General features: G+C 62.2%; 22 protein-coding genes. 14 read left to right on the top strand and 8 right to left on the bottom strand.

Annotated elements, in window-relative coordinates; translation table 11 throughout:
* Positions 1-37 precede the first annotated feature (37 nt).
* The 4 genes from LDN82_RS02055 to LDN82_RS02040 all read left to right on the top strand — a co-directional run bounded on the left by LDN82_RS02055 (position 38) and on the right by LDN82_RS02040 (position 3,522).
* Positions 38-844 (top strand): IclR family transcriptional regulator, encoded by an 807-nt coding sequence (locus LDN82_RS02055; protein ID WP_224095032.1) that lies wholly within the window; start codon positions 38-40, stop codon positions 842-844.
* Positions 845-1,128: 284 nt separating this feature from the next.
* On the top strand, positions 1,129-1,266 hold the full coding sequence (locus LDN82_RS02050) for a hypothetical protein (RefSeq protein ID WP_224166185.1): 138 nt from the start codon (positions 1,129-1,131) through the stop codon (positions 1,264-1,266).
* A 37-nt stretch (positions 1,267-1,303) separates the two neighbouring features.
* On the top strand, positions 1,304-3,325 hold the full coding sequence (locus LDN82_RS02045; protein WP_224095027.1) for a BCCT family transporter: 2,022 nt from the start codon (positions 1,304-1,306) through the stop codon (positions 3,323-3,325).
* Between the two features lie 11 nt (positions 3,326-3,336).
* A complete protein-coding gene (locus tag LDN82_RS02040) occupies positions 3,337-3,522 on the top strand; it encodes a hypothetical protein (RefSeq protein ID WP_224166184.1) in 186 nt (61 codons plus the stop codon).
* Between the two features lie 103 nt (positions 3,523-3,625).
* Here LDN82_RS02040 and LDN82_RS02035 read toward each other — a convergent pair whose 3' ends face one another.
* Positions 3,626-4,303, bottom strand: coding sequence for a fasciclin domain-containing protein (locus LDN82_RS02035; protein WP_224095024.1), 678 nt, complete (start codon positions 4,301-4,303; stop codon positions 3,626-3,628).
* Between the two features lie 245 nt (positions 4,304-4,548).
* Between LDN82_RS02035 and LDN82_RS02030 the strand changes: the two genes are divergently transcribed.
* Positions 4,549-6,321 carry a cytochrome c biogenesis protein DipZ gene (locus tag LDN82_RS02030; protein WP_224166183.1) on the top strand — a complete coding sequence of 591 codons (1,773 nt, stop codon included), beginning with the start codon at positions 4,549-4,551 and terminating at the stop codon, positions 6,319-6,321.
* Positions 6,322-6,414: 93 nt separating this feature from the next.
* Here LDN82_RS02030 and LDN82_RS02025 read toward each other — a convergent pair whose 3' ends face one another.
* On the bottom strand, positions 6,415-6,789 hold the full coding sequence (locus tag LDN82_RS02025) for a VOC family protein (protein ID WP_224166182.1): 375 nt from the start codon (positions 6,787-6,789) through the stop codon (positions 6,415-6,417).
* 204 nt (positions 6,790-6,993) lie between these two features.
* On the opposite strand from LDN82_RS02025, the gene LDN82_RS02020 reads away from it, so the two are divergent.
* Positions 6,994-7,566, top strand: coding sequence for a GNAT family N-acetyltransferase (locus LDN82_RS02020; protein WP_224095021.1), 573 nt, complete (start codon positions 6,994-6,996; stop codon positions 7,564-7,566).
* Positions 7,567-7,632: 66 nt separating this feature from the next.
* On the opposite strand, the gene LDN82_RS02015 is transcribed toward LDN82_RS02020, so the two are convergent.
* Complete coding sequence (locus LDN82_RS02015) at positions 7,633-8,418, bottom strand: IclR family transcriptional regulator (RefSeq protein WP_224166181.1); 786 nt, start codon at positions 8,416-8,418, stop codon at positions 7,633-7,635.
* Positions 8,419-8,594: 176 nt separating this feature from the next.
* Between LDN82_RS02015 and LDN82_RS02010 the strand changes: the two genes are divergently transcribed.
* The 3 genes from LDN82_RS02010 to LDN82_RS02000 are packed head-to-tail and all read left to right on the top strand — an operon-like array spanning position 8,595 to position 11,275.
* Complete coding sequence (locus LDN82_RS02010) at positions 8,595-9,311, top strand: CoA transferase subunit A (protein WP_224166180.1); 717 nt, start codon at positions 8,595-8,597, stop codon at positions 9,309-9,311.
* A gap of 54 nt (positions 9,312-9,365) precedes the next feature.
* Positions 9,366-10,064 carry a CoA transferase subunit B gene (locus LDN82_RS02005; RefSeq protein ID WP_224166179.1) on the top strand — a complete coding sequence of 233 codons (699 nt, stop codon included), beginning with the start codon at positions 9,366-9,368 and terminating at the stop codon, positions 10,062-10,064.
* A complete protein-coding gene (locus LDN82_RS02000) occupies positions 10,061-11,275 on the top strand; it encodes an acetyl-CoA acetyltransferase (protein WP_224166178.1) in 1,215 nt (404 codons plus the stop codon). The genes LDN82_RS02005 and LDN82_RS02000 overlap by 4 nt, the downstream gene beginning before the upstream one ends.
* An 89-nt stretch (positions 11,276-11,364) precedes the next feature.
* On the opposite strand, the gene LDN82_RS01995 is transcribed toward LDN82_RS02000, so the two are convergent.
* Both LDN82_RS01995 and LDN82_RS01990 read right to left on the bottom strand, forming a co-directional pair.
* Positions 11,365-12,105, bottom strand: a complete 741-nt coding sequence (locus LDN82_RS01995; RefSeq protein ID WP_224166177.1) for an ankyrin repeat domain-containing protein — start codon at positions 12,103-12,105, stop codon at positions 11,365-11,367.
* A gap of 10 nt (positions 12,106-12,115) precedes the next feature.
* A complete protein-coding gene (locus LDN82_RS01990; protein ID WP_224166176.1) occupies positions 12,116-12,694 on the bottom strand; it encodes a heme-binding protein in 579 nt (192 codons plus the stop codon).
* A gap of 210 nt (positions 12,695-12,904) precedes the next feature.
* Here LDN82_RS01990 and LDN82_RS01985 point away from each other — a divergent pair, with 210 nt between their 5' ends.
* The 5 genes from LDN82_RS01985 (at position 12,905) to LDN82_RS01965 (ending at position 17,309) form a co-directional block, all read left to right on the top strand.
* The gene (locus LDN82_RS01985) at positions 12,905-14,218 is read left to right on the top strand and encodes a sensor histidine kinase (protein WP_224166175.1); all 1,314 of its coding nucleotides are present in this window, start codon (positions 12,905-12,907) and stop codon (positions 14,216-14,218) included.
* Positions 14,215-14,841, top strand: a complete 627-nt coding sequence (locus LDN82_RS01980) for a response regulator transcription factor (RefSeq protein WP_224166174.1) — start codon at positions 14,215-14,217, stop codon at positions 14,839-14,841. The genes LDN82_RS01985 and LDN82_RS01980 overlap by 4 nt, the downstream gene beginning before the upstream one ends.
* A gap of 70 nt (positions 14,842-14,911) precedes the next feature.
* Positions 14,912-15,478, top strand: coding sequence for a DUF308 domain-containing protein (locus LDN82_RS01975; RefSeq protein WP_224166173.1), 567 nt, complete (start codon positions 14,912-14,914; stop codon positions 15,476-15,478).
* A gap of 67 nt (positions 15,479-15,545) precedes the next feature.
* Positions 15,546-16,352: an exodeoxyribonuclease III gene (locus tag LDN82_RS01970; RefSeq protein ID WP_224166172.1), complete on the top strand. Its 807-nt coding sequence runs from the start codon at positions 15,546-15,548 to the stop codon at positions 16,350-16,352.
* A gap of 33 nt (positions 16,353-16,385) precedes the next feature.
* Positions 16,386-17,309 carry a hypothetical protein gene (locus LDN82_RS01965; protein ID WP_224166171.1) on the top strand — a complete coding sequence of 308 codons (924 nt, stop codon included), beginning with the start codon at positions 16,386-16,388 and terminating at the stop codon, positions 17,307-17,309.
* Positions 17,310-17,316: 7 nt separating this feature from the next.
* Here LDN82_RS01965 and LDN82_RS01960 read toward each other — a convergent pair whose 3' ends face one another.
* The 3 genes from LDN82_RS01960 to LDN82_RS01950 form a co-directional block, all read right to left on the bottom strand.
* On the bottom strand, positions 17,317-18,369 hold the full coding sequence (locus LDN82_RS01960; RefSeq protein WP_224095006.1) for a LacI family DNA-binding transcriptional regulator: 1,053 nt from the start codon (positions 18,367-18,369) through the stop codon (positions 17,317-17,319).
* 125 nt (positions 18,370-18,494) lie between these two features.
* Positions 18,495-19,460 carry a carbohydrate ABC transporter permease gene (locus LDN82_RS01955; protein WP_224095005.1) on the bottom strand — a complete coding sequence of 322 codons (966 nt, stop codon included), beginning with the start codon at positions 19,458-19,460 and terminating at the stop codon, positions 18,495-18,497.
* Entirely contained in the window at positions 19,457-20,422 is a 966-nt protein-coding gene (locus LDN82_RS01950) for a sugar ABC transporter permease (protein ID WP_224095004.1), read from the bottom strand. The genes LDN82_RS01955 and LDN82_RS01950 overlap by 4 nt, the downstream gene beginning before the upstream one ends.
* Between the last annotated feature and the right edge of the window lies 1 nt (position 20,423).

Raw genomic sequence — 20,423 nt, 5'->3', positions numbered from 1 at the left:
CCCCGGCCGCCTGCTTGGGACAACGACACGAGGCATCATGGCCCCACGCAACAATCCAGACATCGAGAAGGACGCAGACGCCCAAGGCGGCGGCGTCCAATCAGTGGACCGCGCGCTGCAAATCCTGGAAATCCTTGCACGCGAAGGGGATGCCGGCGTCAGTGAAATCGCTGACGAAATGGGCGTCCATAAATCCACGGTGTCCAGGCTTGTGGGCTCGCTGGTAAACCGCGAGCTTGTCCGGCAGAACAGCGAGAGGGGCAAGTACCAGCTGGGCTTCGGAATCCTTCGGCTGGCGACCTCCATCCCCGGCAGGCTGAGCGTCGTGCACGAGGCCAGGGAAGTACTGGAAGCACTTGCGGGTGAGTACAAGGAAACGGTCAACCTTGCCGTGCTTCGGTCCAACTACGCAGTCAACGTGGATCAGGCCATGGGCCCCTCAACGCTTGCCACCTACGACTGGGTGGGCAGCCTGACCCCGCTGCATGCGACGTCCAGCGGCAAAGTGCTTTTGGCCGCGCTGACGGCCGATGAGCGGAACCAGGTCCTCAAGACAGTCGGCCTGCCTGCCCGCACACCCCGCACCATCACCAATCGCGCGGAGCTGGAGAAGCAGCTGCTCGACGTCGCACGGAACGGCTACGCAGTCGTGCATGAAGAGTTCGAGATCGGCCTGACGGCGGTAGCCGTGCCCATCTTTAACCACATGGGCAATGTCATCGCTGCGGTGAGTATCTCCGGCCCCGCCTTCCGCTTTGCCCCGGAGGAGCACCCAGGGCTCATAGACGCCCTCCGTGAGGCTGGCTTCACCATCAGCGCCAAAATGGGCTACCGACGCCGCTAGGCGCTGCCAGGCCGCTTCTCGACGCTTCAAACCGCTGGCATCAGCATGCCCATTTTTGGGTGGGAAAATCGCTTGTTACGCAACAGTAGGCACGATATGCAACAGACTGCGCATGTCGGCGGCGCTGTCAAGGTGCCGCGAAATGGAACAGAAACACCTTGACATTGCCCCGTGACGGGGCGCACTCTGTTGCTTAGCGCGAGAACTGTTGATTCTTGCGAAACGCACGAAGGCGATTCAGCCAAAGCGACCAGAAACCCGTTCCCCGACTAAAAGAGGTGCACATGCGCAAGGCCTGCCCCACTGGTGAACCCGCTCCCGGGGAGGCGCTGCGGCTCGATACTGCTCCAACCATCATGGTCATCCAACCGGAGGAAGCCCCCAACCTTCCATCCGGCCCCACCCTCCAGGGCCATGTATAAACCCAAGCCCATGACTCGCCGAGCAAAGGACCCGCTCATGGCTATAAATAGCGATTTAAAGCCTTTAACTCCCGAGGAATTGCCCGCCAACGATAACCTGGCTGACACTCCCTCATCACGTAAGACAAACCGTCTGGAGAACCCTGGAGACGTCATCAGCGTCTCCCCAGATGAAACCAACCCCGCAGTCCTCGACGATGAGGGCGAAGGCGCAGAAGCACTCCCGGATACTGAGGAATACGCACAGATCCTGGAAGAACTGCGCCATGCCAGGACCGAGCAGGCAGTCAGCGCCCGCCGGAACCGCAAACTTACGCTGGACAAAGTCACCTTCGGAATCACGGGCGCCATCGCCGTCGCCTTCGTGGTCTGGGGCTTCGTCGGCCGGGACAGCCTTTCCGAATCTTCCAAAGGCGCCCTGAACTGGGTCATGGAATACACCGGCTGGCTCTTCATGGTTCTTGCCTCTTTGTTCGTCGTCTTCGTCCTCTGGCTCGCGCTGGGCAAGTTCGGCAACATCCCACTGGGCAAGGACGGCGAGAAGCCGGAATTCCGTACTGTCTCCTGGGTAGCGATGATGTTCGCCGCCGGCATGGGCATCGGGCTCATGTTCTATGGCGTGGCTGAACCGCTCTACCACTACATCTCGCCACCACCAGGCACTGTGGACGGCCGCACCCCTGCTGCCATTCAGACTGCCATGGCCACCTCGATCTTCCACTGGACCCTGCACCCATGGGCCATGTACGCAGTGGTGGGCATTGCCATGGCATACGGCACCTACCGCCTGGGCCGCAGGCAGCTGGTCTCCGCAGCGTTCACATCGCTGTTCGGCATCAGGATGGTGGAAGGCCCCCTCGGGAAATTCATCAACATCCTGGCCATCTTTGCCACGCTGTTCGGTACCGCCGCTTCCCTGGGCCTTGGCGCCCTTCAGATCGGCAGCGGCATGACCTCCAACGGCTGGGTGGGCGAGATCGGCACCCCGGTACTCGTGGTCATCGTGGCCATCCTCACCTTCTGCTTCGTCGCATCAGCAGTCTCCGGAATCAGCCGTGGTATCCAGTGGCTTTCCAACATCAACATGGTGCTGGCAGTCGTCCTGGCAATCATCGTCTTTGTTGCCGGCCCTACCCTGTTCATCCTCAACCTGATCCCTTCCGCAATCGGCGACTACGCCAGGGACCTGGCAGAAATGTCGTCCCGGACCGAAGCGGTCGGGGACGAAGCATTGCGTAGCTGGATGACCAGTTGGACCATTTTCTACTGGGCCTGGTGGATCTCCTGGACGCCCTTCGTCGGCATGTTCATTGCGCGCATCAGCCGCGGCCGGACCATCCGCCAGTTCGTCACCGGCGTCCTGCTGGTGCCAAGCATCGTCAGCGTTATCTGGTTCGGTATCTTCGGTGGAGCTGCCTTCCATGTCCAGCAGGAAGCTGACAAGGCCGGCACACCCGGCCTGGTGACCATGACCAACGGCGTGCCTTCCGTCAATTTCGACGGCGCACTCTTCGATCTCGTCAAGAACCTGGGCATGCCCGGCTGGGCCACCGCAGCAGTGATCGTGCTGGCCATGGTGCTGGTGGCAATCTTCTTCATCACTGGTGCCGACGCAGCCTCCATCGTCATGGGGTCGCTCAGCTCCAACGGAGCCGAACATCCCCGCCGCGGAGTAGTGATCTTCTGGGGAAGCCTTACCGGTGCAGTAGCAGCGGTTATGCTCCTGGCCGGCGGCGACGAACCATCCGAGGCATTGGCCGGGCTCCAAAGAGTCACGATTGTTGCCGCCCTGCCGTTCGTCATTGTCATGCTGCTGCTCTGTTTCGCCCTGACGAAGGATCTGCGCCGTGATCCTCTGTCACTGCGGAAGCGCTTGGCGACATCCGTAGTTGAACGTGCGATTCGTACGGGCGTGGAACAACATCGGGGCGTTCAATTCGATCTGGTCACGAGGCACGAGTGTGCGGAAGACTGCCCGGATTCCGACTGTCCCGGGGGAACTCCGACCGGAACCATCCCCACGGTTCAGCCTCCCCGCACCCAGCCGACCGACAAGTAAGGTATCCCGCCATGTCGCAAACCCATGAACACCAAAGCACCCTGCGTGTCTCCAGCGATTCCGGGGACACCGTGAGCTTCACCCTGGATGCAACGAAACCCGTAACGGTCAAGCTCCAGGTTGACGGTGGTTGCACTTGTGGAACCACCGCCACGGTCCAGGGCTCCTACGTCGATAGCGACCTGGGCAAGCGCTGACCATTCATTTCCAGACCCAAAACAGCAGGCGCCGGAATCTGAGCAGTACAGATTCCGGCGCCTGCTTTTTGTTTGCGGACTGGCGGGTTACTTGGGCATCGGGTTACTTGGGCATCAGCACGGAGTCGATCAGGTAAACCGTTGCGTTGGCCGTGTGGACGCCGCCACAAATCACGTTGGCTCCGTCAACTGTGAGGGCATCTTTGCTACCGCCAACCGTCACCTCGCCACCCTGGACCGTCTTGTGCGTTCCGACCACCTGGTCCGGAGTCAGCTGGCCTGGGACTACGTGGTAGGTGAGGATCTTGCTCAGCAGGGCATCGTCCGTCTTGAGCGTTTCAATCGTGGCGGGGTCGATCTTTGCGAAAGCATCGTCAACAGGTGCAAAGACTGTGAATTCACTGCCGTTCAAGGTGGAGACCAGATCCACTTTCGGGTTGAGCTTGCCGGAAACAGCGGCAGTGAGGGTCTTAAGCAGCGGGTTGTTCGAAGCGGCAACGGCCACCGGGTCCTGGGCCATTCCCACTACCGAACCGGCACCATCCGGAACCTGTGCGGCGTAACCGGCACAGCCGGGGCCAACAAGATCACGCGCGGGATCCATGGCGGCACTGGTCATGGATGAAGCCGACGGCGACGGTGCCGCGGACGTCATCTCCGGGGCGGCGGACGACGACGAAGGTGTGCTGGAACTGCTTGAACCACCACAAGCGGTGAGTCCGAGAAGGGCGGCGGCAGTGAGGCCAACGAAGGCGAGGGCGGGGCGCTTTGTGGACAACATGTCATTCTCCTTGTTCGTGGAACCAGGGCATTGGGTCCATTGGGTGTGGGCACTGGCTCCCCGGCGCTGCATCTGCGTTGCCGGCGGTTTGTGCCTCACCAGCTATTCGGAGGTCGCACCGGCGTGGATGGGTGCGGATTGAAAAAGTTTTTAAACCAAGCCATCGCGGCTGCGGCTCCGAACTGCCTACAGATATCCGGAGTCGGCACCCTTAAGGGCCGGTCCGGCGAACGTTGGGAGACGCAATGCTGCAACTAGCACTTATCGGCCTGTTGGGCGGGTTGATTACAGGTATCTCGCCCTGCATCCTGCCCGTCCTGCCCGTCATCTTTCTTTCCGGAGGTGTTCAGGGTGCACGCAAAGGCTCTCCAACCAGCTCCGCGGTAACAGAGGTGCCGCCATCCGCCGTCGATCTTAAGACCCGGTCCAGGCAGCGACGGCGGGCGGGCCTGCGCCCGTACCTGGTGATCCTGGGCCTGGTCATCAGCTTCAGCACCTTTACGCTGGTTGGTTCGTTCCTGCTGACCCTGGTGAACCTGCCGCAGGACCTGCTTCGATGGATCGGGCTGGTGGTGCTGGTGCTGATTGGTTGCGGCCTGATTTTCGATCGCTTCCAGCACATCCTGGAGAAGCCGTTCTCCTGGATCCCGCAGCGAAAGGTTGGTACTGAGAACGGTGGGCTGGTGCTGGGACTGGCGCTCGGCGTCGTCTATGTCCCCTGTGCAGGACCAGTGCTTGCCGCCATTGCCGTGGCCGGTGCCACGGGACAAGTGGGCCCCGAAACTATCGTCCTCACGTTGACATTTGCCGTGGGGGCGGCCGTTCCGCTGTTGGTGTTCGCGCTGGCTGGGCGTCGCGTCGCAGAGCGGGTCAAGGCGTTTCGCAAGAACCAGCGCAAGATCCGCATAGCCGGTGGCATCATGATGATCGCCCTGGCAATCGGGTTGGTGTTCAACCTTCCCCAGCTCCTGCAGAAACTAGTGCCCGACTACACCTCCACACTCCAAGAACAGGTTCAGGACAACGAGGCCGTGAAGAAGGCCCTCGATCTTGGTGGACTGGTAAATGACCAAAACCGTGAACTGGACAAGTGCAGCAACGGTGCCACCGAGCTCGAATCGTGCGGCATAGCGCCGGATATCAAGGGCATCCAGGAATGGTTCAACACCCCTGGCGGCCAGGCCGTGAACTTGAAGGACCTTAAGGGCAAGGTGGTCCTGGTGGATTTCTGGGCCTACTCCTGCATCAACTGCCAGCGCTCCGTTCCGCACCTCACGGACTGGTACAGCAAGTACAAGGACTCCGGCTTGGAAATCATCGGGATCCACTCCCCCGAGTACGCGTTCGAGAAAGAGACCCGCAACGTCATGTCCGGCGCGATGGACCTGGGCATCACATACCCCGTAGCCATCGACAACACGCTGTCCACGTGGACCAACTACCGCAACCGTTACTGGCCGGCCCACTACCTGATCGACTCCGAGGGAACAGTCCGGCACATCAAATTCGGCGAGGGCGGCTACCAGACCACTGAGAAACTGATCCGCAAACTCCTGCAAGAGGCCAACCCTTCAGCGGCGCTCCCCGCGCCCATTGAAGCGTCCGACGACGGCCCGGTAGCAGGTGCCACCACTCCGGAGACGTACTTGGGCACCACCAAGAAGGTCAACTATGCGGGCACGGAACCCTATAAAGCCGGGGTTGGGCTGTATACAGTACCGGCAGACCAGCCCGGTGACAGCTTTTCCTTGAAAGGTTCGTGGGATCTCGGAACACAATCCATAACTCCTGCCGGCGCCGGCTCCTCTATTGCCCTGAACTACCACGCCAAACAGGTGTACATCGTGGTCAGTGGTGAAGGCATGATCGATGTTGTCCGCGATGGCAAGACCACGTCCGTGGCGGTCTCAGGGACGCCCACGCTACATCAGATCGTGGACGACCCCGAAATCCGCGAGGGCAAGCTCGAGGTCAAGGTCCCGCAGGGCATCCAGGCGTACTCCTTCACGTTCGGATAGGGTGCGCCTCGAAGGTGGAAGCTTGATAGGGGGCCGTGCCCGCTTCGCGATGCCCTCCACGCCGCGGCCCCCTATCCAGCTTCCGCTTCATCGTTAGAAATACGGCTTCGTGATCAGCTCCAGCGCGTGGCCAGAGGGGTCCTTGAAATAGACACCGCGGCCACCGTGCTCCGTATTGGTCTCGCCTGGACGGGTCATCTGAGGATCCGCCCAATGCTCGACGCCGGCACTCACCAGCCGCTGGTAGGCACGGTCAAAATGCTGGTCGTCAACGAGGAAGGCATAATGCTGCATCTGGATCTCGACCGGGGGCTCAGCGAATTGGAGCATTACGCCGCCAGCCAAGGTCAGGTTGGTGAAGGGTCCCCAACCGGGTGCTTCGTCCGCTTCGAGGATGGACCTGTAGAACCCGGCCGAGACGGCGCGATCGATGGACGCGATGATGGTGTGGTTGAAATGTGCGGGCATGCATGACTCCTGGAAATGGGTTTAAAATCGATGGGCTGAAATTCATCGACCCACAGGGAGGAGCGCGCGGGACACCATCGCTCTGGCTGACAGAGGGCGTCAGAGCTCGGCCGGGTAGCCAATCCGTGCAGGGCAGGTGCCCGATCCGGTCATCACGTCCGCCAGTCTAGCGAAGAGTTGGGCGGCGGTGACAGGATGGGCGGCATGGCAATCGAGGTTCGCCCGGCAACGGTATTCGAGGACGTGAAAACCATCGTCGGCCCCAAACGTCCGGACGCCAACGTGTGCTGGTGCCTGAGCTACCGGATTCCCTCGAAACAAAATCTTGCGCTCCAGCGCGAGGAACGGGGAAAGTTCGTGGAAAAGCTGGTGGCGGAGGATCCGCCGCCAGGCGTTCTCGCTTACGACGGCGGCGAAGTAGTTGGGTGGGCTGCCGTTCACCCCCGGGCCGACACCAGCTTCGCAACGAACCGGAAGATTCCACATGTGGACGACGCCGCCGTCTGGTCTGTCTGGTGCATCAGGGTGCGGCCCGGGCATCGAGGCAAGGGCATCTCCCATCATCTGCTGGAGGGTGCCATCGAGATGGCCCGCGAGTACGGCGCGCCAGCCATTGAGGGCTATCCCGTGGACAACAAGGGCAGCAAGGTGGACTTGACCATGGCGTACGTGGGGACCCGCAGACTGTTCGAGAAAGCCGGCTTCACAAAGGTCGCAGAGACAACGTCCGTCCTCAACGGTTTCCCCAGGGTACTCATGCGCCTGGACCTGCGCTGACCCAACTGAGTCGCATTAGAGCACGTTTAGAGCCGTCAAAACGCGCACAAATGCGACTCAGTTGGGTCAGCCTTGCAGTTTCGCGGTCATTCGATGAGCTTCCTCGAGCAGCAATTTGCCGAGGAATTCCTGTCGATCCGGACGGAACCGGGGTTCGATCCCCGTCAAGGAAAGGGCCCATGCGGGGCGCCCCTGCTGGTCAAAAACGGCCGCGCCCATCCCCCAGCTTCCTTCAAGGATCAGCCCCGGATTTACCGAGTAGCCCGTGAGCCGGGTGCGCTCAAGGTTCCCCCGAACCACGTCGGCCGGGTGTCCCACGGCAAAGTCGCCAGCGTGCGCGGGCCAGTCCTTCAGCAGGGTTTCCTGCTCATCGGCGGGCAGGAAAGCCATGATGGCCGTTCCTGCCGACGCAACTCCCAATGGAAAACGTACGCCTTCATGCAGCACGAAGGATCTCACCGGGAACGAGCCTTCCTCGCGCAACACGCAGACGGTTTCGTTGCCGCGACGGATGGAGAAGAACGCGCTCTCGCCAGTCTCCGCGGCGAGCCGGCGCAGGCTGGGCCGGGCAATATCCTCCATGGGGAAGCGTGCCGCCGCCACCGATCCAAGGAGGAAGATCTCCGGCCCCAGAACCCACTTCCCGGCGGCTGAATCGTGCTCCAGCAAACCCTCCGCGGCAAGGGACGTCAGCAGCCGGTGCACTGTTGGCCGCGTCAGCCCTGATTCCCGAACCAACCCGGCCAACGATGTCCCCTCGGGTTTGCGCCCAACAAGCCTCAGCAGCAGGGCAACCCGGCCTACGACCTGGGCGCCCTGGACTGGGTTTTGCGTGGATTTCTGTTCCGGCACAGGTGCTCCTTTGAAGATTCATCCACAATATGGACACCATTGAGCCTACAGTCCACACCGTGAGTAGCCAAGCAGTCTGGTCGTTGACCCTGGGTGGGATGACACCTAGGCTCCTCTACAGGTCACGAGTCCACAACGTGGATACGTCCACCACGAACACTCAAAGAGGAGCTCCCATGTCGAAGATTCACGCCAGCGCAACCCAAGCGCTCCAAGACTTGATGGCAGACGGCCTGACGATCGCCGTCGGGGGTTTTGGCCTGAGTGGCATCCCCGCCGACCTGATCGATGCCGTCCGTGAGTCGGGCGCCAAGGACCTCACCATCGTCTCCAACAACATGGGGGTGGATGGCAAGGGGCTCGGTGTGCTGATCGAGGCAGGCCAGGTCAGGAAGGTCATCGCTTCCTACGTCGGCGAGAACAAGCTTTTCGCCGAGCAGTACCTCGCAGGCAAGCTCGACGTCGAGTTCACTCCCCAAGGCACCCTTGCCGAACGCCTCCGTGCGGGCGGCGCCGGCATCCCTGCCTTCTACACGCGGACCGGCGTGGGCACGCTTGTTGCCGAGGGCAAGCCGTTGGAGGAGTTCGACGGCGTGACTTACGTCCGCGAGCGCGCCATCACCGCCGACGTCGCGCTGGTTCATGCGCACACCGCGGACACGGATGGAAACCTGATCTACCGCTACACGGCGAGGAACTTCAACCCGGTGGTGGCAACGGCCGGCGCCGTCACCATCGCTGAGGCGGAGGTCATTGTGCAGCCCGGCGGGCTCGACCCCAATCACATCGTCACTCCAGGCGTCTACGTCCAGCGACTGGTGCAGGCCAGCGCACGCGTTAAGGACATCGAACAGCGCACAGTCCGCCCCCGGCGCGAAGCGCTAGCCCTCTAGAAGCGGTAACGGTCTAAAGAAGCGCTAACGGTTTAAGGAACAAGGAGCACAATCATGGCTTGGACACGAGACCAGATGGCCGCCATTGCGGCCGAAGAATTGAACGACGGCGACTACGTCAACCTCGGCATCGGCATCCCCACGCTGGTTGCCAATAACCTGCCCGATGGCGTGCGGGTTGTCCTCCAGAGCGAGAACGGCCTGCTCGGAATGGGCCCGTTTCCGTACGAGGGCGAGGAAGACGCCGACCTCATCAACGCCGGCAAGCAGACCGTGACCATCACCCCGGGAGGCAGCATCTTCGATTCCGCTACCTCGTTCGGCATGATCCGTGGCGGGCATGTAAAGGTGGCCATCCTGGGCGCGATGCAGGTGTCCGGCGGCGGCGACCTCGCCAACTGGACCATCCCCGGCAAGATGGTCAAGGGCATGGGCGGCGCGATGGACCTGGTGGCCGGGACGCCGCGGGTGGTGGTCCTCACCGAGCACAACGCCAAGGACGGCTCGGCCAAGATCGTTACCGAATGCACACTGCCGCTCACGGGGCTCAAGTGCGTTGACCGGATCATCACGGACCTCGCCGTCTTCGACATAGCGCCGGACCCGGAAAACCACGACGGCGGCACGCGACTTCTGCTGACCCGCCTCGCCCCGGGCGTCACCGTGGAAGAGATACGCAGTAAGACCGAAGCCGAGTTCGCTGTTGCGCTCGAGTCTGAGGAAGAAAGCACCCTCGAAGGAGTAAACGCATGAGCCTGAAAGACCAGTTCGGCAAGGACATCCTGCTCACCGGGTGGGGCCACAGCAAGTTTGGCAAACTCACGGACGAGACTTTGGAGTCCCTGATCGTCCATGTAGCCGGGGAAGCCATCCGTAACTCGGGGCTGGAACCGAAGGACATCGACGAGATCTACCTCGGCCAGTTCAACTCAGGCATGCAGCCGCTGGGTTTCACGTCGTCCTTGGCCCTCCAGCTCTCCGCAGACCTGGCCAATGTCCCTGCAACGCGCACGGAGAACGCTTGCGCCTCCGGTTCCGCGGCGTTCCAGCAAGGCGTGAAGGCTGTGCTCGCTGGAACTGCCCGCAATGTCTTGGTGATCGGCGCGGAAAAGATGACCGACGCCGGAGCGGACGTTGTGGGGGCGGCTTTGCTTGGTGCGTCGTACGAGATGGCGGGCAAGGCCTCCACTACAGGGTTCACGGGGTTGTTCGCCGAGGTGGCGAAGCACTACGGGAAGCGGTACGGCACGGGCATTGACGCCGCCAACTACCCCGGGGGCCTGGGCGATGTCCTCGGTTCCATTGCAGCCAAGAACCACCACAACGGAATGGACAATCCCTACGCCCAGATGCACCGGGACTTTGGGGAGGAATTCTGCCGCACCATCTCGGACAAGAACCCGATGGTCGCGGACCCCTTGCGCCGCACGGACTGTTCGCCGGTCTCGGACGGTGCGGCCGCCGTCGTGATTTCAACGTCGGCAACCGCCGGCGCGACGTCGCCTGTGCGCTTGGCTGGCTTCGGTCATGCGAACGATTTCTTCCCCGCGGAGAAGCGCGATCCCACCGAATTCGCCGCCACCCGAGCATCGTGGGAGCGCGCGCTGGGCATGGCGGGCGTGGGCATCGATGGACTGGACTTCGCCGAAGTCCACGACTGCTTCACCATCGCCGAGCTCATCATGTACGAGGCCATGGGCCTGACTCCCCGCGGCGAGGGCTCGCGCGCTGTTCAGGAGGGCTGGGTATACAGGGACGGCAAACTTCCCGTAAACGTATCTGGAGGCCTTAAGGCGAAGGGGCATCCTGTGGGCGCAACTGGCGTGTCGCAGCATGTCATTGCGGCCATGCAGCTCACGGGGACCGCCGGCGACATGCAGCTTCCCAATGCCCGGCGGGGTGCCGTCCAAAACATGGGCGGAGTGGGCATCGCCAACTACGTCAGCATCCTCGAGTCCCTTTAGCCCATCTGAGTCGCATTAGTGCGCGTTTAGAGTCGTCAAAACGCGCACTAATGCGACCTAGTTGGGCCGGCGGGGGCGGTCGGGGGCGTTCAGCGGTTCCGGATCAGAGCCGCGATCTCCGTGAACCCGAGCCGCTCTGCGTTCTGCAGGGCGGTTCGGCCTTGGGGATCACGGATATCCGGATCAGCTCCCGCGGCCAGCAGCTGCCGGACCACGTCTTGCTGGTTCGGCCCGCCGTTGTTGAGCAGGATGGCTTCCTGCATGGCCGTCCAGCCCAGGTTGTTCACGTGGTTCACAGGCACGCCCGCGGCGATGAGGATCCGCACAGTTTCGGTGTGCCCATGCTCGCTCGCCGGAATCAGGGCTGTGCCGCCATATCGGTTGATGCTGTCGACGTCTGCCCCGGCCGCCAACGTCAGTTGCAGCACCTCGTTGAAGCCTTCCGCCCCCGCGTAAAGGAACGCCGAGTCCTGGATGTCGTCCTTGGCATTGACGTTGCCGCCAGCGGCGATAAGCTCGCGGACCCGCACGGGATCGTTGGCCTTCGCGGCGAGGATCAGGAGCCGGTCGGTTTCCCTTTGGGCCTCCGGTGACAGCTTGGGCGGCAAGGCAACGGACGACGCCGGGACAGGACTGACACTCGACGGTGTCACTTGGGTAGGTGCCGGGCTGTCAGGTGAGGCGGCCGCCGTCGTACTCGCTGTTTGCGAACCGGACGTCTGTGAGTCAACAGGCGAGGACGGCGCGCAGCCAGCCAGAAGTCCGGCGACCAGCAAACCTGCGCCGATTGCCGAACCCGCAGTCAGCCCACGCGCCTTAGGGGAACCCATACCTTCGAGGCTACTTCGCAGCTATGGCCAAGGCCTCGGCACCAGCAGTCGCGCACGCCTCGTCCAAGGCGCCGTCGGGAGCACCGCCGACGCCGATGCCAGCCACGGATACGCCGTTGACCTTCAACGGGACACCGCCAGCCAGGAAAAGCGTGCCGGGAAGGTCCGCGATGGACGGTCCGGTGCCGTTGATGCGCTTGGCCAGTTCGCTGGTGGGGGCACCAAAGGCAGCCGCCGTGTAGGCCTTCTGCTTGGCGGCTTCGATGGTGTGCTCGGCGGCGTTGTCGCCGCGGAGAAGGGCCTGGACCGTACCGAAGCGATCTACCAGTGCGACGGTCACGAACGGAAGCTTGTCCGCCTGGCACTTGGCAAGCGCCGCATTTACGGCCGCACTCGAAGCACCCACAGTGATTCGGTTCTGGGCAACCACATTCTCCGGAGCAGGCTGGACTTCGGCAGCTACCGGCGCGGCAGGTGCGGTAACAGGCGCGGCCGCGGGGGCCACGGCATTGGCTACTGCGGTAACCCCGCCTGTGAGCAACAGCGCTCCAGCAGCGGCGGCAGCAATCATCTTGTTGGACTTCTTCATGGAGTTCTCCTCGTGGCACGCATCGGCAATTTCGGGTACATATCCCATGCTTCCGGGGCAGCTCCGGGCAGGCATCGGCCGTGAGCCGGTTCCAAGGTCAGCCTTTCCGCCAGCCGTATCAGCCAAAAGGTGGAGAGACCAGCAATCACACGGGATCTAGCATGGAAAGAGCGCCTACTACCGACCGGAACGGAAACAGGGACCCATCCAATGCCAGCAGCCCCTCAGCGGCCGGATCCAAGCACCCGGCTAGAGCCAAGCCGGCCCGAGCCAAGCCGGATCGATACCCGCATCGATGCGGTGGTGCACCTGGGCTTTGCCGTGCTGATGGTCGCCTCTGCTGTCCGCTACGTCATGCGCCACTCCCCCGCGGACAACCTGTGGACTGTGGCCTTGGCGGTCGCCGTGTGTGCTCTGTACGTCGTGACAGCGTTGCTGGCCCAACACCGCCAGCCCACCCAACACCGCCACCTCACCGGTCACCGCCAGCCTGGGCAGAGCCAACAAACCCTGAACCGCAAGCTGTGGATGTTTGCCTTGGTGGGGGTTTGGTCGGCTCTGGTGATCGCGGCACCCAGCTTCGCGTGGTGTTCATTCGCCATTTTCTTCCTCAGCCGCACCGCGTTCCGAGGGTGGACCGCGTATCTGGCTGGTGGCGCGACGGCGGCGGCCACCGCCGTCGGGCTTTTCCGTATGAGCGGATGGACGGACGTCGCCATGCTGCTGGGACCGCTCGCTGCCGGCGCGCTGTTGACGCTGGTTTACGACAAGATCGAGCGCGACAGTGCCCTCCAGCGAATGCTCTTCGAAGACGTATCCCAAGCTCAGGAACAGCTGGCGGCGAGTGAACGGACGGCAGGAATCGCGGCGGAGCGCGAGCGTGTTTCACGTGAAATCCACGACACCATCACCCAGGGCCTCGCGAGCGGCTTGCTCCACTTGGAGGCAGCCCAACGTTCCTGGCCTGATCCTGCGGCGCATCACGAGGTCAGCAAAGCAACCAGCCTCCTCCGCGGAAATCTTGCCGACACCCGGAGCCTGGTGCACGAGCTCTCGGCACCTGGCCTGGAGACTGCGCCCCTTCACGAGGCCTTGGAACGCGCCGCCCGGACGTATCTGGACCACGTCCGCGTGCAGGTCACCGGCGAGACCCGTCCCATCCCGGCCGAGGTCCGGCACGCCCTGCTCCGCGTGGCCCAGAGCGCCGTGGCCAACATCAAACTTCATGCCCACGCGGACAACGCCAGCGTGACTCTTGGGTACCTGCCGGATGCGATCACCCTGGACGTGTTCGACGACGGCCGCGGCTTTGATCCAGGAGCGGTACCTCCGCCGTCGGAATCGGGAGGATACGGCCTGCGCGCCATGCGGCAACGCATTGAGCAACTAGGCGGAGAATTGTCCGTGGAGAGCACCCCGGGTGAAGGTACGATCATCGCGGCCCAGCTGCCATTGCCGGCTCTGCCCGAAGATACCCCGGCCGAAGATACCTGGCCCGAAGATTCATCGAAGGAGTCCCTGTGACTACCATTTCCGTGCTCCTTGTGGACGACCATACGGTGGTCCGGAGCGGGCTGAAGGCGCTGTTGGGCACCCAGGCGGATATCGTCGTCGTCGGCGAAGCGGCATCCGGTGAGGAAGCGTTGGAAGCGGCTCAACAGCACTCACCCGCAGTGGTTCTCATGGACCTTGCGATGGGTGCGGGAATGGACGGCATCGAGGCCATCAAACAGTTGCGGCAGCGCAACCCCCGCCAAGCGGTGATCGTCTTCACCACCTACGATTCCGACGCCGACATCGTCCGTGCGGTGGACGCCGGCGCAATGGGGTACCTGCTCAAGGACGCTGCACCGGAAGAGATCTTTGCAGCTGTGAGAGGCGCCGTGCAGGGCAAAAGCGTGATGAGCGCGCCCGTTGCGTCCCGGCTTTTCCAACAGCTGCGGAACCCGGACGAAATCCTCACACCCCGGGAGGCAGAGCTCCTGAGCCTCCTGACGGAGGGCCTCAGCAACCGCGATCTTGGCAAACGCCTCTTCATTTCGGAAGCAACCGTCAAAACCCATCTGGCCCACATCTACGCCAAACTCGGCGTGGAGACGCGGGCGGCGGCCATCGCAACGGCCATCCGTCGTGAGGGCATGCGGTAGGCAGGCCGCGCCTGGCGATTCAAGGCTCATTGCTATATATCCACAGCCCGCCTTCCATTAAGCTGGCACTATGTCCGACGCTTCGGCACGCAAGATGTTCAAACATTCCGGAACCGCCCTGCTGGTCCGCGGAATTCTGGCCGTACTCTTTGCCTTCCTCGTGGCATCTTTGCCGGTAGCCACGGTCTTCGGGCTGGTTGTCGTGTTCGGAATCTTCGCAATCGTGGACGGCCTCACCAACGTAGCCCACTACTTTTATGACCCTTCACGCCATTCCGGCTGGACGATGGTGGGCGGCTTCATCTCCATCGCCGCGGGTTTGGTGGCGGTTGCATGGCCGGGAATCACAGCTGCAGCACTTGGCATCCTGATTGGGCTCTGGGCCTTGGTCCTGGGGCTTTCCGAAATCGTCTTCGCCTTTGCTGCAAGGAACTCCGTTAATGGCTGGGGGGTCTGGCTGCTGACGGGTCTTGTGACTGCACTTTTTGGACTCTTCGTCCTGATCAACCCCGGTCTCGGCTTCCTGGGCGTGGTGGGTTTGCTGGCAGCATTCTCCGCTGTTGCGGGGCTGTTGTTGATCGTTTGCGGCATCAAGATGCGCAGGGGCGCCTCGTCTGCCTTCATGTACGCCCACTAATCGGCCTGTCACGCTCAATCCTTCATGAGGGGATGCGCTCGGCGCTAAGTTCGGTAAGTTAGTGGCTGTGAAGATAGCTACCTGGAATGTGAACTCCCTCCGTGCCCGTGCCGACCGCGTGGAAGCGTGGCTTGAGCGCAGCGACTGTGATGTCCTGGCCATCCAGGAGACCAAGTGCAAGGACGATAACTTCCCGTGGGAGCTCTTTGAGCGCATGGGCTACGAGGTTGCGCACTTCGGCGTGAACCAGTGGAACGGCGTCGCCATTGCGTCCCGCGTTGGGCTGGAGGATGTAGAACGCACTTTCCTGGACCAGCCGATGTTCGGCAAGGCCGGCAAGGATCCCGCGCAGGAAGCCCGCGCTATTGCCGCCACCTGCGGCGGCATCCGCATTTGGAGCCTGTATGTTCCCAATGGCCGCTCCCTGGACGACGAACACATGCCGTACAAACTCAAGTGGCTTGACGTCCTTCAAGGCAACGCCGCGGAGTGGCTCAAGACCGAGCCCACCGCCCAGGTGGCGCTCATGGGCGACTGGAACATTGCACCGTTCGATGACGACGTCTGGGACATCGAACTGTTCCGTAACAACAACTTCACGCACGTCAGCGAGCCGGAGCGCGCCGCATTCCACGCCTTCGAAGCTGCCGGTTACACCGACGTCGTTCGCCCCTACACACCCGGCCCTGGCGTCTACACGTACTGGGACTACACGCAGCTGCGCTTCCCCAAGAAGGAAGGCATGCGCATCGACTTCTGCCTGGCTTCCCCGGCGCTTGCTGCCCGGGTCACCGGTGCCTCCATCGACCGCGAGGAACGTAAGGGCAAGGGCGCTTCCGACCATGCTCCCGTGATCGTGGAGCTTGCAGACTAATCACCGCTAATGGACGAAAGGGGCCGGCTGGAGATGACTGGAAACCTGTATAGGGGCCAGGCAGGACTGCCGTTCTCTTCGTCCCTGCGCATCTACGAGCCCCTTGAGGCGTTTCCGCCGGAGCAGCAGCGCCAGCTCGTGGCGGACAGCAGCAAGATCCGGTCCCGGGCCGCCGTCGAAAACGCTGAGCTCCAAGCCTCACTGGGCCGCATCACCCGGACGGGCGGGGACCCCTTCCCCACCGGCCGGACTGATCTGGTGCGAATGACGCGCGTCCCTGGCGGGCGGCACACTGCGGCGGACAGTTCCACAGATGCCGCCACCGGCGCGGCGGCCCAGGATAAGGACGCCCACGACGCCGGACGGCTGCTTTACTGCCCCAGCCAACTGGTGATTCGCGCCGGGTTGGCAGCGAATGCCCTCATGGATGGTGTGCACAGCCCGCTGGCCGATCTGCTGATTCCGGTTTCGCAGCGGGACAAGCACCAAGCGCGGATCGATCGCATCAACGCCGGGGAGGAAGCCAAGCGGGTCCACACCCGGGCCTCCACCTGGGGTATCCCTTTTAGTTGGTTCTCGCTTTTCGCTGAGTCTGACCGCAAGGATGTGGTGGAGTCGGACGGGCACATCCTCACTGTCCGGGTGTGGACGCCGTTGACGGAGGCCCTGGACAGGGCACGCTTTGCCGTAGCCCATCTGGCTTTGGCAGCCCCGGACCTGGACATGCTGGACGATCTCACGCAGCTCACCGAGTGGCTGGAGTTGTTCCATGTCCAGTCCATGGTGGAGTTGGATTACGGAGCTGTGGCGGACAAGGTGTACCCGGACGAATCCCCCATGGATGTTCGCCTCGGGATCGAGTGCCTTGCCGAGGGAGATATGACGGGCGCAGCGGCAGCTTATCGCCGGCTAGCCTCGCGCTGGATCCCCATCCGGCAGTTGGCGCGGGCCTCGTAGGCTGTCATCACCGGCACGGCGGCGCTGTTGTCTCCCGCACAATCAATTGGTGCGGCGCTACCTCTGAATGAACGGCACCGGCGATGCCATCGAGTTCGTCCAAAAGCATCTTGGTGCCCAGTTCGGCTTGGTCGTCCGGCCGTTGACCCACCGTTGTCAGGCCCAGGGCTTCGGAGAAGTCGTGGTCGTCGATTCCGATGACTGAGAGGTCCGCGGGCACTCGAACGCCGTGTCGCGTGGCTTCGAAGATGACCCCCATGGCCATTTCATCGGAGGAACAGAAAATGGCCGTAGGCTTGCGTCCGGGCTGGCTCCAGAGGCGGTTGAATGCCTGCTGCCCGCTGGCAACCGTGAAGTCACCCCATTCGTCCCACTCGGGACGGACTTCCAAACCGGCGTCGGTCATGACGTCCTGGAAGGCGCGGATCCGGACGCGGGGAACGTCGAAGTTCAGGTCTGTCTCGTCATCGCCATGGAGCAGGGCAATGTCCTTGTGTCCGAGGTCCAGCAGGTGCCGCACGGCGGTGGTTGCGGCGTCGTAATCGTTGATACCGATGTAGGCACAATCCTCAACGTGCCCGCCAACAACCACCAACGGGATGTCGATCTTGTGGAGGTGTTCCAGTTCGTCCTCGCTGAGCGCCATACACAGCACCAGCAGGGCGTCGATCTGTTTGTAAACCATGGTGGAGCTGAAGAGCCGCTCGCGATTGCTGCCATGGCCGCCAAGGTTGAACAGGGAGAGGTTGTACTTGCGTGAGTGCAGTTCCCTGTCCGCGCCTTCGATTGCCTTGGAGAAGAACCAACGGCTGACGAAGGGCGCCAGGACTCCGATGGTGCGCGTACGCCCGGTGGCCAGACCCGACGCCGACGACGACGCCACATAACCCAGCGACGCCGCCACTTCCAGGATCTTTTCACGGGTTGCCGGCGAAACCCGTGGCAGTCCCCTGACGGCCCTGGAAACGGTAGCCGTGGACACTCCCGCTGCTGCTGCGACGTCCTCGATGCTGACGCCTGTATGACCACCGCGCTGGGACCTACCCGTTGTTCGTGTCACAGGCCCCCCTCTCCGGCTGCCTTCACTTCGCCGTTCTCTGTCTCATGGCGAAGAATCAGTCTATTTTGTGCAGGCCTTGGTTACGCAGCGGAGTCGTTCCGCTGCGTAACCAACGCTGCAATTGTCTAGCCCTTGAGACCGCCGGACAGCAGGCCCCGGACGAAGTACCGCTGCAGGCCGAAGAACACCAGAAGCGGGATGATGATCGACACGAAGGCCGCGGCCGGGTTCAAGTAGTCCCTGGCACCGCGCGTGCCGGAAATCTCGGCCAGACGCTGGGTGATAGGTGCTACGTCGGCCGTTCCGCCGGAGAACACCAGCGCAACCAGGAGGTCGTTCCAGACCCACAGGAACTGGAAGATCGCCAGAGAAGCCAGGGCCGGAACGGAAAGCGGCAGGATGATCCGCCAGAAAATGGTGCTGTGTCCCGCACCGTCCACCCTTGCCGCCTCGATAACCTCACCCGGGATCTCGGAGATGAAGTTGTGGAGGAGGAAAATACCCAGGGGAAGGCCGAACATGGTGTGGGCAATCCACAGCTGCGCATACGAACCCGCAGGCAAATGCAGGGTTTGCGTGAAGAGTTGCAGGAGCGGAATCAGTGCCATCTGGAGCGGGATGATCTGCAGGGCAAAAACGAAAATGAAGAGTGCGTCGCGGCCCTTGAACTTCCCCCATGCGAAAACATAGGCGGCCATGGACGCCAATACCAGCACAAAGATGGTGACTGGAATGACGATCGCCACGGAGTTGATGAAGTACTGGGAAAGGTTGGCGGACTGCGAGCCCGCCGGGGTAAGGACATCCACATAGTTCTTGAAGGTGAAGTCCCAGTCAAGGAAGGCATTCCACCAGCCGTTTGAGCGGGGGCCTACTTGCTTGGCTGCGGGCCTGAATGAGGTAACAAAGAGGCCAAAAGTCGGGACAGACCATACGACGGCGATGATGATCGCTGCCGCTGTGGCCCACTTGGAAGTGAGCTTGGTCTTGACCCTGCGCATCATCGGCTGGGCGTCCTCCGTGGGGTCCGATCCAGGACGCTGCCGGGTGGCGGCCTTGGACGCCTCTTTCGGGGCTGGCGTGGCTGTCAATGGATCTCCCTTTGCTTGCGAAGGACTCGAGCGTTGTACACGACGATGGGCAGCACCATGAGGAACAGGATCAGGGCCAATGCGGCACCTCGTCCCGGCTCACCGGCACGGAAGGCCTGCGTGTACATTTCGTTGGCCACAACCGACGTGTCGTAGTTACCGGCCGTCATGGTTCGAACAATGTCGAATACCTTCAACGTGGCGATCGTAATAGTAGTCAGGACCACCACCAGCGCCCCACGGATACCCGGGACCGTCACGTTGCGGAACTGCTGCCAGGCGTTGGCCCCATCCAAGCGGGCCGCCTCGATGAGTTCCACGGGGACACCCTTGATGGCCGCGGAGAGAATCACCATGGCGAAGCCGGTTTGGATCCAGACCATCACGATGATCAGGAACACCGTGTTTTCCGGGGCGTCGAGGAGGAACTGCTTGGGGTTCATTCCCAACGCGTCACGGATGAAGTTGATCACACCAGTCTGTTCGATGCCGGGGCCGCGGTAGTCGTACACGAGCTTCCAGATGATACCGGCGCCTACAAAGGAGATGGCCATCGGCATGAAGACCAGGGACTTCAGAACCCGCTCTCCGCGGGCCTTATCGATAAAGACGGCGTAGGCCAAGCCGAAAGAGGTTGACAACAAGGGGACCAGAACGGTCCAGATAATGGTGTTACGCAGCGTGGTCAAAGCCTCAGGCTGGGTAAACATCCAAACAAAGTTGTCGAATCCGTTGCCTTGGCCACTGGCGTCCGTGAAGGCCAACATTGACGTGCGCACCGCTGGGTACACGAGGCCCACCAGCATCAGGATTCCGGCGGGAGCCAGGAATCCTGCCACCGTAACTTTGTCCTTGACTGATTTCGGTGCTCTGTCCACCACCAGCATGAGGATGCCGATAATAGCGGCAAAGATCGCGAGGGCGATCACTACTTGAAGGAGTTTTCCTCCGATAAATTCCATA

The organism is Arthrobacter sp. StoSoilA2 (genome assembly GCF_019977195.1).
Taxonomy (GTDB): Bacteria; Actinomycetota; Actinomycetes; order Actinomycetales; family Micrococcaceae; genus Arthrobacter.
This window is presented reverse-complemented; position numbering and strand designations above follow the sequence as displayed.

What these genes read in the sequence shown, in the direction of transcription:
- LDN82_RS02055 (WP_224095032.1), top strand. Translation starts at nt 38, where the DNA reads ATGGCCCCACGCAACAATCCAGACATCGAGAAGGACGCAGACGCCCAA.
- LDN82_RS02050 (WP_224166185.1), top strand. Translation starts at nt 1,129, where the DNA reads ATGCGCAAGGCCTGCCCCACTGGTGAACCCGCTCCCGGGGAGGCGCTG.
- LDN82_RS02045 (WP_224095027.1), top strand. Translation starts at nt 1,304, where the DNA reads ATGGCTATAAATAGCGATTTAAAGCCTTTAACTCCCGAGGAATTGCCC.
- LDN82_RS02040 (WP_224166184.1), top strand. Translation starts at nt 3,337, where the DNA reads ATGTCGCAAACCCATGAACACCAAAGCACCCTGCGTGTCTCCAGCGAT.
- LDN82_RS02035 (WP_224095024.1), bottom strand. Translation starts at nt 4,303, where the DNA reads ATGTTGTCCACAAAGCGCCCCGCCCTCGCCTTCGTTGGCCTCACTGCC.
- LDN82_RS02030 (WP_224166183.1), top strand. Translation starts at nt 4,549, where the DNA reads ATGCTGCAACTAGCACTTATCGGCCTGTTGGGCGGGTTGATTACAGGT.
- LDN82_RS02025 (WP_224166182.1), bottom strand. Translation starts at nt 6,789, where the DNA reads ATGCCCGCACATTTCAACCACACCATCATCGCGTCCATCGATCGCGCC.
- LDN82_RS02020 (WP_224095021.1), top strand. Translation starts at nt 6,994, where the DNA reads ATGGCAATCGAGGTTCGCCCGGCAACGGTATTCGAGGACGTGAAAACC.
- LDN82_RS02010 (WP_224166180.1), top strand. Translation starts at nt 8,595, where the DNA reads ATGTCGAAGATTCACGCCAGCGCAACCCAAGCGCTCCAAGACTTGATG.
- LDN82_RS02005 (WP_224166179.1), top strand. Translation starts at nt 9,366, where the DNA reads ATGGCTTGGACACGAGACCAGATGGCCGCCATTGCGGCCGAAGAATTG.
- LDN82_RS02000 (WP_224166178.1), top strand. Translation starts at nt 10,061, where the DNA reads ATGAGCCTGAAAGACCAGTTCGGCAAGGACATCCTGCTCACCGGGTGG.
- LDN82_RS01995 (WP_224166177.1), bottom strand. Translation starts at nt 12,105, where the DNA reads ATGGGTTCCCCTAAGGCGCGTGGGCTGACTGCGGGTTCGGCAATCGGC.
- LDN82_RS01990 (WP_224166176.1), bottom strand. Translation starts at nt 12,694, where the DNA reads ATGAAGAAGTCCAACAAGATGATTGCTGCCGCCGCTGCTGGAGCGCTG.
- LDN82_RS01985 (WP_224166175.1), top strand. Translation starts at nt 12,905, where the DNA reads ATGCCAGCAGCCCCTCAGCGGCCGGATCCAAGCACCCGGCTAGAGCCA.
- LDN82_RS01975 (WP_224166173.1), top strand. Translation starts at nt 14,912, where the DNA reads ATGTCCGACGCTTCGGCACGCAAGATGTTCAAACATTCCGGAACCGCC.
- LDN82_RS01965 (WP_224166171.1), top strand. Translation starts at nt 16,386, where the DNA reads ATGACTGGAAACCTGTATAGGGGCCAGGCAGGACTGCCGTTCTCTTCG.
- LDN82_RS01950 (WP_224095004.1), bottom strand. Translation starts at nt 20,422, where the DNA reads ATGGAATTTATCGGAGGAAAACTCCTTCAAGTAGTGATCGCCCTCGCG.